This is a genomic window from Leifsonia aquatica H1aii, from assembly GCF_000633535.1.
In the GTDB taxonomy this organism is placed as follows: domain Bacteria; phylum Actinomycetota; class Actinomycetes; order Actinomycetales; family Microbacteriaceae; genus Leifsonia; species Leifsonia aquatica_A.
The window spans coordinates 378997-396054 of the sequence record NZ_AYMR01000007.1 but is presented as its reverse complement, the minus strand read 5'-3'; the positions used below and the strand labels follow the sequence as shown (position 1 = coordinate 396054).

The following is a 17058-nucleotide window of genomic DNA, read 5'->3' as shown; positions in this document are numbered from 1 at the left end:
AACGGGTCACCCCTCGCCGAGCGCGTGCAGCAGCTGCGCCTTGTTCATCCGGGAGTAGCCCTGGATGCCCTGGGCCTTCGCCCGGTCGCGCAGGCCGTGGAAGGTGGGGATGCCCGTGGACGACGCGACCGGCGTGGCCTCGGCCGTGACGGCCTGGGCGTGCTCGGCGGCGGTCCGCGCGGTCTTCTCGACCCGCTTGACGGCCTTCTTGGCGTCCTTCGCGGCCTGTTCGAGAGCGGCGGCGAGTTCGTCCGCCTCCTTCTTCGACCGCTTGTCCAGCTTCTTCACGGCGCGCTGCGCCTCGTCGACCGCCGCGCGCGCCGCCACCAGCGCCCGCTCGGCGTCCTTCTCCGCTTTCTTCGTGCTCACGGCTCCTCCTCGGCGTGGTCGTCAGCTCGTCGCGCTCACCATACGTCCATCGGGGACCCATGTGCGCTCCCTATTCCGAAAGTCCGGTGGTCAGGGCGTCGAGAATCGGCCGTTGGCCCTTCGCGAGCAGTAGACGCGCCGTGTCGATGGGGGCCCAGCGTGCGGCGTCGACCTCGGGGAAGCTCTGCATCCGGCCGGAGCGCGGGGGCCATTCCAGCTCGAACGTGTTGCTGACCACCGACGCCGGCTCGAACCCGGGGGCGTCGGCCGCGAACACGACGAACGTCTTCCCCGCGGCGCGGAAGTCGCCGAGCGGCCGGTAGTCCGCCTCCGGCGCGGGGACGCCGATCTCCTCGGCAAACTCCCGACGCGCGGCGGCGAGCTCGTCGGGATCGCCGTCCTCCACCAGCCCCTTGGGCAGGGTCCAGGCCCCCTGGTCTTTGCGGGCCCAGTACGGGCCGCCCATGTGCGCGATCCACACCTCCAGCGTGGTTCCGCCGTCGGACGGGACGGTGCGGTGGAGCAGGAGGGCGGCGCTGCGGACGGTCATAGGAGCACCCTACGACCGCGTACCGCGGGCAGGACGGCTAACGTGGAAGCGTGAACTCGGGTGACGCGTGGGTCGAAGGTCCGAACGGCGAGCGGTTCTGGGGGCGCTACGGCGCGGCCGGGCTGCTCGTGCATGATCTGCGCCGCGGCATCCTGCTGCAGCACCGTGCCGACTGGAGCCACTTCGGCGGCACGTGGGGCCTGCCTGGCGGTGCTCGGCACGAGGGCGAGACGGCGGTCGAAGGCGCACTGCGCGAGGCGGCTGAGGAGGCGTCGGTGCCGCCCGATGCGGTGCAGGTGCTGTTCGAGAGCGTGCTCGATCTGGGCTTCTGGTCGTACACCACGGTGGTCGCCCAGGCGCTGCGGCCGTTCGACGCCCACATGGCCGACGTCGAGAGCATCGAACTGCGCTGGGTGCCGGTCGACGCCGTCGCCGAACTCCCGCTCCACCCCGGGTTCGGCGACTCCTGGCCCGAACTCCGCTCCCGCCTATCGGCGCTGTCGGACTGAGCCCGGTCTCGGCGCGGCGACCGGGCGCGACGGTCAGGAGGCGATGCGCGGCCAGAGCAGGGCGCCCGGGACGTCCTCGCAGCCTCCGGGGAGGCTCACGAAGGATCCGGCTCCGGGATACGCGGCCTGGCCCGGATAGGACGGCGCGCCCGGGTACCCGGGGTCGCCGCGGTACCGGTGGTCGCTCTCGGTGAAGAGCCGGTCGCCGCGCACGGTTCCCAGATAGGAGCCCGCGGGGGTCACGACCACATCGTCGTCCCACGGGAACCAGCCGATCCAGTCGCCGTCCGGGTTGAACAGGTAGCGTCCGTGCGGGTCGCTCCGGAACGCTATCCAGACTCCCTGACTGTCGTGCAGATATACGGTCATCGTCGATCGCCTTTCGGGTCGGCATCGTCGTCCGTTGAATTATCCTCAGCATCGACTCCGGCTGCAAGCGACGCGCGGGGATGTCGCCGGCAGCGCGGACAATGGAGGGGTGCACATCCTCCTCGAGCGCCGCGACGCCGCCACGGTCGTGGCGACCGTGGTCGAAGCGACGGGCGCAGCGGGCGGGCGGGCGCCGGGGGAGGCCGCGCCGGGGGAGCAGGTGCTCGCCGCCGCCGAGCTCCCGGCCTTCGTCCGGCGTCTCGAGGGCGGAGAGGACCGGCCGCGCTGGGTGTGGAGCGACACCCGCAGCTGGTACCCCGGTCTCCTGGCCGCGGGCGTGCGCATCGAACGCTGTGTCGACCTGCAGCTCTCACACGCGATCCTGCGCAATTCCGTGCTCTCGGCCGGATCCGCGCTGGCGACCGCGCCGCTCGGCCCGTGGGATGCCGCGATCGTGCTCGACGAGCTACCCGAGGCCGCGCACACGGCCCTCTTCGATCTCGACGGCAACGACGAGCAGGACGCCCCGTCCGCCGCGGCCGAGTTCGCCGCACAGCAGGAGGCGGTCGCCGGGAGCGCCGATCCCGGCCGCCTGCGCCTGCTGCTCGCCGCCGAGTCGGCGGGCGCGCTCATCGCGGCGGAGATGCGCTTCGCCGGACTGCCGTACAGCGCCGAGCGGCACGACCGACTGCTCACCGGGCTCCTCGGTCCCCGTCCCGCCTACGGCCGGCCGGCCGTGCTGGAGGAGCTGGCCGGGCGCGTGCGTGTCGAGCTCGACGCGCCCGATCTCAACCCCGACAGCCCGCCGGCGCTCCTGAAGGCGCTGCAGCGGGCGGGGCTGCTGGTCACCTCGACCAGCTCCTGGGAGCTGCGCGAGCTCGACCACCCCGTGATCGAACCACTCCTGCGCTACAAGAAGCTCTCGCGCCTCCTCACCGCGAACGGCTGGACGTGGCTGGAGAGCTGGGTGCACGAGGGGCGGTTCCGGCCCGACTACGTCCCCGGCGGCGTCGTCACCGGTCGGTGGGCGACACGCGGCGGCGGCGCGCTGCAACTGCCCAAGCAGGTGCGCGGCGCGGTCGTCGCCGACCCTGGTTGGAAGCTCGTGGTGGCGGATGCGGCCCAGCTGGAGCCCCGCATCCTGACCGGGCTCGCCGGCGACCGCGCGATGGCCGAGGCGGGCCGCGGCAAGGACCTCTACGCGGGCATCGTCGCCTCCGGTGCCGTCGACGAGCGCGCCCATGCGAAGGTCGCGATGCTCGGCGCGATGTACGGGGCGACGATGGGGGAGAGCGGGCGGCTGATGCCGCGTCTCACGCGGGCGTTCCCGCGCGCGGTGCGCCTGGTCGAAGAGGCCGCGCGCGCCGGGGAGCGCGGTGCGGTCGTGACCTCCCGGCTCGGTCGCAGCTCGCCGCTGCCCGGGAGCGCCTGGCACAGCGCGCAGTCCGCCGCGTCCGCCGACGACTCGACGGCCGCCGACGAGCGCCGCGCGCGCTCCCAGGCCCGTGATTGGGGCCGCTTCACCCGCAACTTCGTCGTGCAGGCGAGTGCCGCGGAGTGGGCGCTGTGCTGGATGGCGGAGCTGCGCAACCGGCTGACCGCGCTGACGCCCGATCGGCCGCTGGCCGACTCCGCACACCTGGTGTACTTCCTCCACGACGAGGTGATCGTCCACGCCCCGGCCGAGCTCGCCGAGCGCGCCGCCGAGGCGGTGGGCGCGGCCGCCCGCCAGGCGGGCACCCTGCTCTTCGGAGCCTTCCCGGTCGAGTTCCCGGTCACGTGCGCGATCGTGGACAGCTACGCCGAGGCGAAATGAGACCGGTCCTGCTCCTCCCGGACGGAATTCACGGGTGTCGGTGCTGGTTGACTCCAACGACCTGACCGAGGATGGAGACCATGACTGACACCGCCGCACCCACGAACCCCGACGACGTCCTCGCGCGGTACCGCCAGCGCCGCGCGCAGGCCGTCACCGCCCCTCAGGGCAACCTGGCGCTCGTGAACACGCAGTGGATCACGGGCGACCCCGGCACACCGCAGAGCGTGTGGGGCGTGCCCGGTCTCTGGTCGCCGCTCCCGGCGGGCCGGTCCGGTCTGAAGGTCACCGCGACGGCCGCTGACGGCGTCACGGTCGACGGGGTCCTGGTCGACGGCGAGGCGATCGTGCGCGGCAAGGACGACCAGAACCCGAGCGCCGTGGTCTTCAGCGACACGGTCACCGGATTCGTCATCGCGAGCGAGGAGGGCGACTACGCCCTGCGGGTCTGGGACGCCGAGTCGGAGGCCATCCGCGACTTCGGCTCCATCGACGCCTTCCCGTTCTCGCGCGAGTGGATCATCCAGGCGGCCTTCACTCCGATCGAGGGCGGCAAGTCCGTCGGCTTCGAGCACCTCAAGGACGACGGCAAGACCCGCGAGATGGTCATCCCCGGAGAGATCACCTTCTCGAAGGACGGTGTCGACTACAACCTCGCCGCGTTCAAGGCGGGCCGCGCCCTGCAGCTCGTCTTCGCCGACAGCACCAACGGCGACAGCACCTACTCGGTCGGCCGCTTCCTGTTCGTCGTGCCGAACGAGGACGGCACGGTGACCCTGGACTTCAACCTCGCCGTGCTGCCACCCTGCGCGTTCAGCTACAACTTCAACTGCCCGCTCCCGCCGGCGCAGAACCGCTTCGCCGTGCCGATCGAGGCCGGAGAGAAGAACGTGCTGAACACCGAGGGCGCGCTGCTGCACTGAGCGGCGTGCGCTCAGGCCGGCTCGGTCGCCGGGCGGCGGCCGCGTCGCGGGCGCTCGGGGGAGCGTGGCCGCACGAGCACGTCCGGGTGTGCCGCAAGGGCGGCGGCGACCTCGTCGAGCCACTCGATCGCGGCGTCCGCCCCGAGCTCGGCCGCCCGGTTGGCCGCCAGGACGGCACGCGAGTCGGCGTCGTGGGTCAGCGCCCGGATCCGTTCCGTGTACGCAGCGCGATAGTCGGCGACGAGGGCGAGCGGATCGGCGCCGGAGATGGAGGCCGCGACCAGCACCTGGTCCTGCATCTCGTCCCAGTCGGGCTCCGCATCCGTCGGTCCCACGCTCAGCCAACGACGCGCCTGTGCCACGCCCTCGGCGGTGAGGGCGTAGAGCGGGAGGCCGTCCTCCGTGGTTCCGGCGGGGGCGATCAGCCCCTGGTCGGTCATCCGGTCGAGGGTGGAATACACCTGTCCGGCGTTCAGCTGCCGGCGGTGCGCCGCGCGGGTCAGGAACTCGTTCTGGAGCTGCGAGCCGTACGCCGCACCCTGGGTCAGCACGGCGAGGAAACCATTCTGAACGGACATACTCGGTATGCTATTCCGCAGGGCGCCGCGCGGCACGAGCGAATCGCCGAATCACAATCTTGTAACTCCGGCGCGTTGTCCGGCATAATCGGGAGCGGTGACCCGTCGGGTCCGAGAACTTCATACGCAGTCATGGCACACCGTTCGTTGGTCGTTGGGGAAGACGCACCAAGCGATCGGAGGAAACCATGTCGGCTCACGCATCTCGAGGAGTGCTCTACGTGCACTCCTCGCCTGGCGCGCTCTGTCCCCACATCGAGTGGGCGGCGGGTCGCGCTCTCGGTCGCGCCGTCAACTTCACCTGGGAGACGCAGCCCGTACTGAGGGGCGCGCAGCGCGCCGAGTTCTTCTGGGACGGCCCGCAGGGCACCGGGGCGCGGCTCGCCACCGCCCTGCGCGGGTGGGAGCACCTGCGCTACGAGGTCACCGAGGACGCCGGACTCGGCACCGACGGCGGCCGCTGGATGCACACTCCGGACCTCGGCGTCTTCTTCGCGCAGACCGACACCGCCGGCAACATGGTGGTGCCCGAGGACCGCATCCGGTACGCGATGGAGGTCGCCGGCGGCAACGCGCTCGAACTGCACCGCGAGCTGCGGCTGGCGCTCGGCCAGGCGTGGGACGACGAGCTGGAGCCGTTCCGCCACGCCCACGACGACACGTCGGTCATCTGGCTGCATAAGGTCGGTTGACCGAGCGCGACGAGGATCCCGCGGCGGGCCCGGCTCCGGCCGCCCGCACGCGGTGAGACGGGAAAGGCCCCGGTCCAGCGGACCGGGGCCTTTCCCGCTGCCGAGCGGGCGTCAGACGGAGCGGAACGCGACGACGGCGTTGTGGCCGCCGAAGCCGAACGAGTTGCTGATCGCGAGCTGCGGGCCGTCGCCGAGCGGCTGCGCCGTTCCGGAGACCTGCAGCGGGATCGCCGGGTCCTGCTCGGTCAGGTTGATCGTGGGCGGCGCGACGCGGTCGCGCATCGCGAAGATCGTGAACACGGCCTCCAGCGCGCCGGTGCCGCCCAGCAGGTGCCCGGTCGAGGCCTTCGTGGCCGACACGGGGATGCTGTGCACGCGGTCGCCGAACACCTCGCGGAGCGCGACGTACTCGGCGGGGTCGCCGACCGGGGTGCTGGTCGCGTGCGCGTTGATGTGGGTCACCTCGTCGGGCGAGGCGCCCGCCTGCTCCAGGGCGAGCCGCACGGCCCGGCTCGCGCCGCGGCCCTCGGGGTCGTTCGCGGTGATGTGATACGAGTCGGCGGTCACGCCGCCGCCCACGACCTCGGCGTAGATCCGCGCACCGCGGGCGAGCGCGTGCTCCTCGGTCTCCAGCACCAGCGCGCCGGCGCCCTCGCCCATCACGAAGCCGTCACGGTCGACGCTGTAGGGGCGGGAGGCGGTCGCCGGGTCGTCGTTGCGGCGCGAGAGGGCCTGCATGGACGAGAAGGAGGCGATCGTGATGGGGTGGATGGCGGACTCGCTGCCGCCGGCGATGACGATGTCGGCGAGGCCGGCCTGCAGGTGCTCGTAGGCGTTGACGAGCGACTCGGTGCTCGACGCGCAGGCGGAGGCCACCGTGCGCGCGAAGGCGCGGGCCTCGAAGTGCATCGAGATCGCGGCCGATGCGGCGTTCGGCATCAGCATCGGAACGGTCATGGGGAGGACGCGGCGCGGTCCGCGCTCGCGCAGGGTGTCCCACGCGTCCAGGAGCGTCCACACGCCGCCGATGCCGGTCGCGTAGTCGACGCCGAGGCGCTCGGGGACGACCTCGGGCGAGCCGGCGTCGGCCCATGCCTCCATCGCGGAGACGAGGGCGAGCTGGCTCGACGGGTCGAGGCGCTTGGCGACGGGGCGCTCCAGCACGGTGTCCGGTCGGACCTTGGCCTCGGCGGCGAAGGTGACGGGCAGCTCGTACTTCGCGACCCACTCGTGCTCGAGCGCGCGGGCGCCGGACTCGCCGGCGAGCAGGCCCTGCCAGCTCTCCGGGGCGGTGCCACCGAGCGGGGAGGATGCGCCCACGCCGGTGACGACGATCTTCTTGGTCATAACGACAACTCTCCGTAGTTCGGTACATGAGGCCCGCGTACAGGCGCGAGCACTCGCGCGGGCGGCGGCCGATCGGCGCGCCGCCCGCGCGGAGAACGATTCTTGCGGGGCCTAGGCGTCCTGCGCCTTGACGATGAACTCGACCGCGTCGCCGACCGTCTTGAGGTTCTTGACCTCCTCGTCGGGGATCTTGACGTCGAACTTGTCCTCGGCGTTGACCACGATGGTCATCATCGAGATGGAGTCGATGTCGAGGTCGTCCGTGAACGACTTGTCCAGCTCGACCGTGTCGGTCGCGATGCCGGTCTCGTCGTTGATGAGCTCGGCCAGGCCGGCAAGAACTTCTTCGGTGGACAATGCCATGGTGTTATCTCCTTGAGGGGTGTCGTTTTGACCGTTGATCAGTCTAGGGCAGCGCCTACGGCAGCACGACGACCTGCGCGCCGAAGACCAGACCGGCACCGAAGCCGATCTGCAGCGCGAGGCCGCCGGACAGCTCCGGGTGCTCCTGGAGGAGCCGGTGCGTCGCGAGGGGGATGGAGGCGGCGGAGGTGTTCCCCGTCGTCTCGATGTCGCGGGCGATCGCGACGGTGTCGGGCAGCTTCAGCTGCTTGGCGAACTCGTCCACGATCCGCATGTTCGCCTGGTGCGGGATGAAGGCGCCGAGCTGGTCGGGCGTGACGCCGGCGGCGTCGAGCGCCTCCTTGGCGACCTTCGCCATCTCCCACACCGCCCACCGGAAGACGGTCTGGCCCTCCTGGCGGAGGGTCGGCCAGGGCTGCTCGCCGTCGCGGAACTCGGTGAGCGTGTTCGACATCCCGACGGCGTCGGCCTTCGACCCGTCGGAGCCCCAGATGGTCTTCGAGATGCCGGGGAACTCGCTCGGCCCGACGACGACGGCGCCGGCGCCGTCGCCCAGCAGGAACGAGATGGTGCGGTCGGTCGGGTCGACGACGTCGGAGAGCTTCTCCGCGCCGACGACGAGGGCGTAGTGGGCCACGCCGGTGCGGATCAGCGCGTCGGCCTGGGCGATGCCGTACGCGTAGCCGGCGCAGGCGGCGTTCATGTCATAGGCGGCGGCCGGGTTGGCGCCGACGCGGTCGGCGAGGACCGCGGCCAGAGACGGGGTCTGCCGCGAGTTCGAGATGGTCGCGACGATGACGGCGTCGATCAGCTGCGGGTCGACGCCCGACTTCGCGATGGCCTCCTTCGAGGCCTCCGTGGCGAGGTCGACCGCGTCGATGTCGTGACTGGCGCGCGTGCGGGTCACGATGCCGGTGCGCTGGCGGATCCACTCGTCGGAGGAGTTGATCGGACCGACCAGGTCGTCGTTGGGGACGACCAGATCGCCGCGCGCAGCCCCGATCGAGAGGATGCGGGTGTACTGCGGGCCGTGGGACTGCTGCAGGGTGGGGTGGGTCATCCGGGTCCTCCTAGGCGGCCTGGTCGATGAGGTCGAACGCGGCGGGCAGGTCCTCCGGCGTCTTGATGGCGACGCTCGGCACGCCCTTGAGCCCGCGCTTGGCGAGCCCGACGAGGGCGCCGGCGGGGGCGACCTCGATGATGCCGGTGACGCCGGCCTCCTGGAACGACTGCATGGTGAGGTCCCACCGCACGGGCGAGGAGACCTGGCCGACGAGGAGGCGCAGGAACTGGGCACCGTCGGCGACCCGGGAGCCGTCCTTGTTGGTCCACAGCGGCAGCGTCGGGTCCGCGGTGGTCAGTGTGGCCGCGAACTGCTCCAGCACCGGCACGGCCGGCGCCATGTAGCGGGTGTGGAAGGCGCCGGCGACCTGCAGCGGGATGACCCGGGCGCGGGCGGGCGGGTTCTCGCCGAGCGCCGCCAGCGCGTCCAGGGCGCCGGCCACGACGATCTGGCCGCCGCCGTTGTAGTTGGCGGGGGAGAGGCCGAGCGTCTCGAGCTGCGCGAGCAGCTCCGCCTCGTCGGCGCCGATCACGGCGCTCATCCCGGTGGGGGTCTCGGCGGCCGCTCGGGCCATCGCCGTTCCGCGTTCACGCACGAACGCGACCGCATCCGTCTCGCTCAGGACGCCCGCACCGGCCGCAGCCGTGAGCTCGCCCACCGAGTGACCGGCGATGCCGCCGATCTTCTCGCGGCGGCCGTCGCCCAGCAGCGCCGAGAGCGTCAGCAGCCCGGCGGAGACGATGAGCGGCTGCGCGACCGCGGTGTCGCGGATGGTGTCCGCATCGCTCACCGTCCCGTGCGCGACGAGATCGATGCCGACCGCGTCGGAGATGCCGGTGAGCTGGTCGCGGAACGCCGACTCCGTCAACCAGGGGTCGAGGAAGCCGGGGGTCTGGGAGCCCTGTCCCGGGCACACGATCACAATCACTTGACTCAGTCTGCCAATCTTCCGCCGCGCGGATGTATCGAATGGATACAAAGTATCGAAAGAAGCTTTGTGGAAGTCTACAAATCAGCTGCGGCGCGACGCCTCAGGCTCGTTGATCGAGCCGACGATCAGCGCAGCCTGGAGGATGAGGGCCTCCCTCGCCCCGGTCGCGTCCCACCCGATCACCTCGGAGACCCGCTTGAGCCGGTAGCGCACCGTGTTCGGATGCACGAACAGCTCCCGCGCGGTCGCCTCGAGCGAGCGACCGTTGTCCAGATAGCACCACAGCGTGGTCAGAAGCTCGGCGGAGTAGGCCTGCAGCGGGCGATAGATCCGGCTGATGAGCGTGGCGCGGGCGAGCCCGTCCCCGGCGAGCGCGCGCTCGGGGAGCAGATCGTCGGCGTGCACCGGGCGCGGGCAGTTGCGCCAGGCCTTCGCGACGGCGAAGCCGGCCAGGGCCGCCTTCGCGCTCTTGGACGCGTCCACCAGGCTGGCGACCTCGTGGCCGAGCACCAGGTGCCCGGCGCCGAACTCCGGCTCGAGCTGCTGCGCGATCTCGAGGAAGCTCACGGCCGGAGTCGCACCGATCGCGTCCTCCGGCACACTGTCGCTCGGCCACGCGCGGCCGATCACCAGCACCAGACGGCTGCCCTGCACGCCGATCAGCACGTCCGCGGACATGTGCCGGGCGGTGCGCCGCAGCTGGTCGACGTCGAGCATCCGGGGTGCGGTCCCGACCAGCACGCTGACCTCGCCGTGCCCATGCCAGCCGAGCGCGGCGATCCGGCTCGGCAGCTCGTCGTCGTACTCACCGGTGAGGATGCTGTCGACCACGAGGGCCTCCAGGCGGGCGTCCCACAGGCCGCGCGCCTCCGCCGCGCGGGCGTACACGTCGGCCGCCGCGAAGGCGATCTCGCGCGAGTACAGCAGGATGGCCTCCCGCAACGCCTCCCCGCCGCCGACCTTCACACGCTCTTCGACCACCTCCACGGTGATCTTGATGAGCTGCAGGGTCTGCTGCAGGCTGACGCTCCGGAGCAGCTCACGAGGAGCCGCCCCGAAGACGTCGGCCGCGATCCAGGGGGTCGAGCGCGGGTCGTCGAACCAGGAGATGAACGACGAGATGCCGGCCTGCGCGACCAGCCCGACCGCACTACGGCGGCCGGGCGGCATGTCGCGATACCAGGGGAGCGTGTCCTCGAGCCGCTTGAGCGTGGTCGTGGCGAGCTCGCCCGAGATCTTGCGCAACCACGCAAGCGTCTCGGCCTTGGTCCTCTCGACTGAACTCGGCACGGGAGTCGTCAGGACTCGCCGCCCGCGGAGCCGGTGGTCCCGGCGTTCACGTCGTGCAGCAGGTACTTCTCGATCGCCCAGGCCGGCGCGTTCGGGTCCACCTGCCCTCGGGCCGCGAGCAGCTCGAGGGTGCGGACGACCAGCGACGGTCCGTCGATCTTGAAGAACCGGCGGGCGGCCGCGCGGGTGTCCGAGAAGCCGAAGCCGTCGGCGCCGAGCGTGGCGAACTCACCGGGCACGAACTGCCGGATCTGATCCGGCACGGCGTGCATGTAGTCGGTGACGGCGACGAACGGGCCCTCGGAGTCCTGCAGCTTCCGGGTGACGTACGGCACCTGCTTCTCCTGCTGCGGGTAGAGGAAGTTGTGCTCCTCCGCCTCCAGGCCGTCGCGGCGCAGCTCGCCCCACGAGGTGACGCTCCACACGTCGGCCGACACGCCCCAGTCCTGCGCGAGCAGGTGCTGAGCCTCCAGCGCCCACGGCACCGAGACGCCGGAGGCGAGCAGCTGGGCCTTGGGGCCGGCGACGTCGGACGTGCTGAGCTTGTGGATGCCGCGGACGATCCCGTCCACATCCACGCCCTCGGGCTCGGCCGGCTGCACGATCGGCTCGTTGTAGACCGTCAGGTAGTACATGACGTTCGGCGTCGGGTGCGAGCCGCCGTACATCCGCTCGAGGCCCGCGCGCACGATGTGCCCGATCTCGTAGCCGTACGCCGGGTCGTACGAGAGCACGGCCGGGTTGGTCGACGACAGCAGCAGCGAGTGGCCGTCGGCGTGCTGCAGACCCTCACCCGTGAGGGTGGTGCGGCCGGCGGTGGCGCCGATCATGAAGCCGCGGGCCATCTGATCGCCCGCCGCCCAGATCGCGTCGCCGGTGCGCTGGAACCCGAACATCGAGTAGAAGACGTAGACCGGGATGAGCGGCTCGCCCTGCGTCGCGTACGACGTGCCGACGTTGGTGAACGCCGCCAGGGCGCCCGCCTCGTTGATGCCGACGTGGATGATCTGGCCCTGCGGGCTCTCCTTGTAGGCCAGGAGCAGCTCGCGGTCGACCGACGTGTAGTGCTGGCCGTTCGGGTTGTAGATCTTCGCGTTCGGGAAGAACGCGTCCATGCCGAAGGTGCGCGCCTCGTCCGGGATGATCGGGACGATGCGGTGGCCGAAGTCCTTCGATCGCAGCAGGTCCTTCAGCAGGCGGACGAACGCCATGGTCGTGGCGATCTCCTGCGTGCCGGAGCCCTTCTTGGAGATCGCGTACGCGGAGTCGTCCGGCAGATTCAGCTGCGTGTACTTCGACCGGCGCTCCGGCAGGTAGCCGCCGAGCGCACGACGGCGGTCGTGCAGGTACTCGATCGCCTCGTCCTGCGGCCCCGGGTTGTAATACGGGGGAAGGTACGGGTTCTCCTCGAGCTGCGCGTCCGTCACCGGGATGCGCATCGCGTCGCGGAACGTCTTCAGGTTGTCGAGCGTCATCTTCTTCATCTGGTGGGTCGCGTTGCGGCCCTCGAAGCTCGGACCGAGGCCGTAGCCCTTGATGGTCTTGGCGATGATGACGGTGGGCTGGCCCTTGTGCTCGACGGCCGCCTTGAAGGCCGCATAGACCTTGCGGTAGTCGTGGCCGCCGCGCTTGAGGCCCCAGACCTGATCGTCGGTGTAGTCCTCGACGAGCTTGAGGGTGCGCGGGTCGCGTCCGAAGAAGTTCTCGCGCACGTAGGCGCCGTTCTCGGTCTTGTACGTCTGGTAGTCGCCGTCGGGCGTCTGGTTCATCAGGTTGACCAGCGCGCCGTCGGCGTCCCGGGCGAGCAGGTCGTCCCACTCGCGTCCCCAGATGACCTTGATGACGTTCCAGCCCGCGCCGCGGAAGTAGCTCTCCAGCTCCTGGATGATCTTGCCGTTGCCGCGCACCGGGCCGTCGAGGCGCTGGAGGTTCGCGTTGATGACGAAGGTCAGGTTGTCGAGCTTCTCGTTCGCCGCGACCTGCAGCTGGCCGCGCGACTCGACCTCGTCCATCTCGCCGTCGCCGAGGAACGCCCAGACGTGCTGGTCGGAGGCGTCCTTGATGCCGCGGTTGGTGATGTACTTGTTGAGCTGGGCCTGGTAGATGGCGTTGATCGGGCCGAGGCCCATCGAGACCGTCGGGAACTGCCAGAAGTCCGGCATGAGCCGCGGGTGCGGGTACGACGACAGGCCGCCTCCGGCGTGCGACTTCTCCTGACGGAAGCCGTCGAGCTGGTCGCCGCTGAGGCGCCCCTCGAGGAACGCACGGGCATAGGTGCCGGGGGAGGCGTGGCCCTGGATGAAGATCTGGTCTCCGCCGCCCGGGTGGTCCTGGCCGCGGAAGAAGTGGTTGAACCCGACCTCGTAGAGCGCCGCGCTCGACGCGTAGGTCGAGATGTGGCCGCCGACGGCGATGCCGGGCCGCTGCGCACGGTGGACGAGGACGGCCGCGTTCCAGCGGATCCAGCGCCGATAGCGACGCTCGATCTCCTCGTCGCCGGGGAACTCCGGCTCGTTCTCGGGGGAGATGGTGTTGATGTAGTCCGTGGTGGGGACCATCGGAACACCGAGGTGCAGTTCTTTGGAGCGCTTGAGCAGGCTCAGCATGATCTCACGAGCACGCTCGTGGCCGTGAGCCGCAACCAGTGCGTCGAGGGATTCCTGCCATTCGGCGGTCTCCTCCGGGTCCGAGTCGATGTTGTTCACCGAGTACGGGTCCTGGTCGTTTACAGTCACCCTCGACCTCTTTCTTGTGTCGGATGGATCGTGGACGGCTCGCATCCCTGTCGGTTCACGACAACGAGCGGGCACCATCGTTCAGCCTAGCCGCACTCCGACCCTCCCGGTGACCGCGCTCTTGGCACTCGGAGCCTGCCGGTCTATGCTGTCTCCTCGTGCGCCCGCGGGATCCTCCGCTCCGTGCGAGGGCGACGCGGCGAGGAAAGGACGACCCACACCCCATGGCTCTGGAGAACGACACCCAGGCACCCGACTTCGAGCTGCCGAACCAGCATGGCCAGTCCGTGCGCCTCTCCGACTTCCGCGGACGCAAGGCGGTGGCGCTCGTCTTCTTCCCGCTCGCCTTCTCGGGCACCTGCACCGGTGAGCTGTGCGCCCTGCGCGACAACCTCGCGCTCTTCGACGACCACCGTGTCGAGCTGCTGGCGATCTCCGTCGACTCCAAGTTCACGCTGCGCGCCTGGGCCGAACAGGAGGGCTACGACTTCAGCCTGCTGGCCGACTTCTGGCCGCACGGCGAGATCGCGAAGGAGTACGGCGTCTTCCTCGCCGAGAAGGGCTTCGCCAACCGCGCGACCTTCCTGATCGACGAGTCCGGGATCATCCGCGCCTCCTTCATCACCGCCCCCGGCGAGGCTCGCTCGCTCGACGCGTACCGCGCCGCGCTCGAGGAGCTGCCGGTCCACGTGGGCTGACAGCGGCCTGCCGCCGTCCCACTAAGCTGGTGCGGCACACGGGCCTTTAGCTCAGCTGGTAGAGCGCCACGTTTACACCGTGGATGTCGTCGGTTCGATCCCGGCAGGGCCCACCCGTTTCCCCGTCCGACATTCGTGCCGAATGTCGTGAATAGCCTTCGCAAACACCACATTCGGCACGAATCTCGCGTCAGGTGAGGTGGCCGGAGGCGTCGAGCGCGAGCGTCGTGTCGATGCCGATCCGGGCGAGGAAGCGCTCGTCGTGGCTCACCACCAGCAGCGCCCCGCGGTAGGCGTCAAGCGCTTCGGCGAGCTGCTCGACGCTCGCGACGTCCAGGTTGTTGGTGGGTTCGTCGAGCACGAGCAGCTGCGCCGGCGGGTCCGCGAGAAGGAGCCGTGCGAGGGCGACCCGGAAGCGCTCGCCACCGGAGAGCGTCCGCACCGGCCGATCGGGAGCACCCCCGCGCAGCAGCAGTCGCGCGAGCTGGTTCCGGATGTCACCGGGAGCCGCGCGCGGCGCCACATCGCGCACGTTGTCGAGCGCGCCGGCCTCCTCGTCGAGCCCGTCCAGGCGTTGCGGCAGGTAGCCGACCCGGTCGGTCAGCAGCACCGCCTCGACAGGGCCGGCCGGTGCCGCCGGATCGCCGAGGAGCCGGCCGACGAGCGTCGACTTGCCCGCACCATTGGGGCCGACGAGCGCCACCCGCTCCGGCCCCTGGATCACGATGCTGCGATCGCCGCTGCGGAACTCCGCCACGCGTCGACCCCGGGGCACGTCCGGGTCCGGCAGGACGAGGTGGATGTGCTCGTCCTCGCGCACCCGGGCGTCGGCGGCGTCGACCGCGGCCTGGGCGGCACGCACCTTGTCGTCGAGGGTCCCGCGCAGCGCCCCTGCCGAGTTCTGCGCTGCGTTCGCGCGCGCGCCGGCCAGGATCTTCGGGATGCCGCCGACGCGCTGCGTCTTGGCGCCGGTGCGTTCCCGGCGCGCGAGCTTCACGTCCGCCTCCGCCCGCTGACGCTTCTCGACCTTCAGCGTCTGCTGCGCGGAGCGTGCGGCCTGCACCGCGGCCGCCTGCGCGTTCTCCTGCTGCTCCTTCCACGCGCTGTAGGGTCCGCCGAACGACGTCAGCCGGCCCGCGTGGAGTTCGGTCGTGGTGTCCATCCGCTCCAGCAGGTCGAGGTCGTGGCTCACGACGACGAGCGTGCCCGGCCACTCGTCGACCAGCTCGGCGAGCAGTGCCCGCGTCGGCCGGTCCAGGTTGTTCGTGGGCTCGTCAAGCAGGGTGATGGGGGTGCGGGCGAGCCGCAGGCCGGTGAGGGCGATCAGCATCGCCTGACCGCCGGACACGGCGCTGACGCGACGGCCCAGATCGGCGGCCGAGAACCCGATGCGGTGCAGCGCCTCGTCGGCGCGCGCCTCGACGTCCCATTCGTCGCCGATGGTGTCGAAATGCCGCGGATCGGGATCGCCTCCCTCGATCGCGGCGATCGCGGCGAGGACGGCATCGATCCCCAGCAGAGCGGCGACGGTGCTGCCGCCGTCCAGGGTGAGCGTCTGGGGCAGGTACCCGACGTCGCCGACCGTGTCGATGCGGCCGGAGGTGGGGGAGAGCAGACCGGCGATGAGCCGCAGGAGCGTGGACTTCCCGGCGCCGTTGCGGCCGACCAGGCCGGTGCGGCCGGGGGAGAAGGTGCCGTCGATCCCCGCCAGTGCGGTCGCACCGTCGGGCCAGTCGAAGACGACATCGTGCAGGGTGATGGATGGTTTCGTGGACACGAGGAGATCTCTCTGCGCGGCCCGCGGGCGTGCGCGGACGGAGGGTCGAGGGACACGCGTCTCCGGGACGGCCGATGGCCGTGGACAGGGAGGCGCGCGGGTTCCGGATGACAGGTGGCGACCCGCACGACGGCGGGACGGACGCAGGCGCGGGAGCAGCCCGCCCGCGCGTGGGAGCCACCGCCATGCGGTGGCTACAGTCTGTCGACCTCGATCTCCATGACTGCGAGCCTAACAGCCCGCCCCGGCCGCGCCCGAACGATGCCGGACGGCCTGAGTAGACTCGCCGCATGCCCGAGGGAGCGTACCGCTGGTTCGTCTACGCCGAGCTCGCGCTCGCGCTGCTGACCTTCCTCGCCCTCTGCTTCGTCGTCGCTCCGTACGGCGGCCGCCACGGTCGCGCCGGGTGGGGGCCGACCGTGCCGGCGCGTGTCGGCTGGGTGGTGATGGAGAGCCCGGCGTCGATCCTCTTCCTGGTGTTCTACCTGCTCGGGGAGCATCGCGGGCAGCTGGTCCCGCTGCTCTTCCTGCTGCTCTGGCAGGCGCACTACGTGCAGCGCGCGTTCGTCTACCCGTTCCTGATGCGCTCGGGGTCGCGGATGCCGGTCGCCGTGATGCTCCTGGCCGTCCTGTTCAACCTGCTGAACGCCTGGGTCAACGCCCGGTGGATCTCGGAGTACGGCTCATATCCGGTGGCGTGGCTCGCCGACCCGCGATTCTGGATCGGTGCGGTGCTGTTCGCGACCGGCTACGCGCTCAACCTCTCGTCCGACCGGATCCTGCGCCGGCTGCGCGGCGACGGCTCGCGCGGCTACCGCGTCCCGCAGGGCGGGGGCTTCCGGTGGGTGTCGAGCCCCAACTACCTGGGGGAGATCGTGGAATGGACGGGGTGGGCGATCGCCACCTGGTCGCTGGCGGGGGCGTCGTTCGCGCTCTACACGATCGCCAATCTCGCGCCGCGGGCCATGGCGAACCACCGTTGGTACCGGACCACGTTCCCGGACTACCCCGCCGAGCGCCGCGCGCTGCTGCCGTTCGTACTCTGACC

17 protein-coding genes and 1 tRNA gene are annotated in these 17058 nt (G+C 70.9%); 7 read left to right on the top strand and 11 right to left on the bottom strand.

Annotated elements, in window-relative coordinates:
* Positions 1 to 6 precede the first annotated feature (6 nt).
* Both U870_RS0107505 and U870_RS0107500 read right to left on the bottom strand, forming a co-directional pair.
* Positions 7 to 369 carry a hypothetical protein gene (locus U870_RS0107505; RefSeq protein WP_025156789.1) on the bottom strand — a complete coding sequence of 121 codons (363 nt, stop codon included), beginning with the start codon at positions 367 to 369 and terminating at the stop codon, positions 7 to 9.
* 70 nt (positions 370 to 439) lie between these two features.
* Positions 440 to 919: an NUDIX domain-containing protein gene (locus U870_RS0107500; RefSeq protein ID WP_025156788.1), complete on the bottom strand. Its 480-nt coding sequence runs from the start codon at positions 917 to 919 to the stop codon at positions 440 to 442.
* 50 nt (positions 920 to 969) lie between these two features.
* On the opposite strand from U870_RS0107500, the gene U870_RS0107495 reads away from it, so the two are divergent.
* Complete coding sequence (locus U870_RS0107495; RefSeq protein WP_025156787.1) at positions 970 to 1428, top strand: NUDIX hydrolase; 459 nt, start codon at positions 970 to 972, stop codon at positions 1426 to 1428.
* A gap of 33 nt (positions 1429 to 1461) precedes the next feature.
* Here the strand turns inward: U870_RS0107495 and U870_RS0107490 are convergent, their stop codons facing one another.
* Positions 1462 to 1797 carry a hypothetical protein gene (locus U870_RS0107490; protein ID WP_025156786.1) on the bottom strand — a complete coding sequence of 112 codons (336 nt, stop codon included), beginning with the start codon at positions 1795 to 1797 and terminating at the stop codon, positions 1462 to 1464.
* A gap of 109 nt (positions 1798 to 1906) precedes the next feature.
* Between U870_RS0107490 and U870_RS0107485 the strand changes: the two genes are divergently transcribed.
* Complete coding sequence (locus U870_RS0107485) at positions 1907 to 3613, top strand: bifunctional 3'-5' exonuclease/DNA polymerase (protein WP_025156785.1); 1707 nt, start codon at positions 1907 to 1909, stop codon at positions 3611 to 3613.
* A gap of 80 nt (positions 3614 to 3693) precedes the next feature.
* Complete coding sequence (locus U870_RS0107480; protein WP_025156784.1) at positions 3694 to 4536, top strand: DUF1684 domain-containing protein; 843 nt, start codon at positions 3694 to 3696, stop codon at positions 4534 to 4536.
* A gap of 11 nt (positions 4537 to 4547) precedes the next feature.
* On the opposite strand, the gene U870_RS0107475 is transcribed toward U870_RS0107480, so the two are convergent.
* Entirely contained in the window at positions 4548 to 5114 is a 567-nt protein-coding gene (locus tag U870_RS0107475) for a PadR family transcriptional regulator (RefSeq protein WP_029947334.1), read from the bottom strand.
* Positions 5115 to 5302: 188 nt separating this feature from the next.
* Here U870_RS0107475 and U870_RS0107470 point away from each other — a divergent pair, with 188 nt between their 5' ends.
* Entirely contained in the window at positions 5303 to 5806 is a 504-nt protein-coding gene (locus tag U870_RS0107470) for a DUF3145 domain-containing protein (protein WP_025156783.1), read from the top strand.
* Positions 5807 to 5917: 111 nt separating this feature from the next.
* Here the strand turns inward: U870_RS0107470 and U870_RS0107465 are convergent, their stop codons facing one another.
* The 6 genes from U870_RS0107465 to aceE all read right to left on the bottom strand — a co-directional run bounded on the left by U870_RS0107465 (position 5918) and on the right by aceE (position 13535).
* Positions 5918 to 7153: a beta-ketoacyl-[acyl-carrier-protein] synthase family protein gene (locus tag U870_RS0107465; RefSeq protein ID WP_025156782.1), complete on the bottom strand. Its 1236-nt coding sequence runs from the start codon at positions 7151 to 7153 to the stop codon at positions 5918 to 5920.
* 111 nt (positions 7154 to 7264) lie between these two features.
* Positions 7265 to 7516: an acyl carrier protein gene (locus tag U870_RS0107460; RefSeq protein WP_021765217.1), complete on the bottom strand. Its 252-nt coding sequence runs from the start codon at positions 7514 to 7516 to the stop codon at positions 7265 to 7267.
* A gap of 55 nt (positions 7517 to 7571) precedes the next feature.
* Positions 7572 to 8576: a beta-ketoacyl-ACP synthase III gene (locus U870_RS0107455; protein ID WP_025156781.1), complete on the bottom strand. Its 1005-nt coding sequence runs from the start codon at positions 8574 to 8576 to the stop codon at positions 7572 to 7574.
* Between the two features lie 10 nt (positions 8577 to 8586).
* Positions 8587 to 9507, bottom strand: coding sequence for an ACP S-malonyltransferase (locus tag U870_RS0107450; protein WP_025156780.1), 921 nt, complete (start codon positions 9505 to 9507; stop codon positions 8587 to 8589).
* Positions 9508 to 9591: 84 nt separating this feature from the next.
* Positions 9592 to 10800 carry a PucR family transcriptional regulator gene (locus U870_RS0107445; protein ID WP_025156779.1) on the bottom strand — a complete coding sequence of 403 codons (1209 nt, stop codon included), beginning with the start codon at positions 10798 to 10800 and terminating at the stop codon, positions 9592 to 9594.
* A gap of 8 nt (positions 10801 to 10808) precedes the next feature.
* Complete coding sequence (gene aceE, locus U870_RS0107440; protein ID WP_025156778.1) at positions 10809 to 13535, bottom strand: pyruvate dehydrogenase (acetyl-transferring), homodimeric type; 2727 nt, start codon at positions 13533 to 13535, stop codon at positions 10809 to 10811.
* A gap of 224 nt (positions 13536 to 13759) precedes the next feature.
* Here aceE and U870_RS0107435 point away from each other — a divergent pair, with 224 nt between their 5' ends.
* Positions 13760 to 14233, top strand: coding sequence for a peroxiredoxin (locus U870_RS0107435; protein WP_025156777.1), 474 nt, complete (start codon positions 13760 to 13762; stop codon positions 14231 to 14233).
* A gap of 40 nt (positions 14234 to 14273) precedes the next feature.
* Positions 14274 to 14346 (top strand) — tRNA-Val (locus tag U870_RS0107430).
* Positions 14347 to 14423: 77 nt separating this feature from the next.
* On the opposite strand, the gene U870_RS0107425 is transcribed toward U870_RS0107430, so the two are convergent.
* Entirely contained in the window at positions 14424 to 16010 is a 1587-nt protein-coding gene (locus U870_RS0107425; protein ID WP_025156776.1) for an ABC-F family ATP-binding cassette domain-containing protein, read from the bottom strand.
* Positions 16011 to 16300: 290 nt separating this feature from the next.
* Here U870_RS0107425 and U870_RS0107420 point away from each other — a divergent pair, with 290 nt between their 5' ends.
* Entirely contained in the window at positions 16301 to 17056 is a 756-nt protein-coding gene (locus U870_RS0107420) for a DUF1295 domain-containing protein (RefSeq protein WP_025156775.1), read from the top strand.
* Positions 17057 to 17058: the final 2 nt, after the last annotated feature.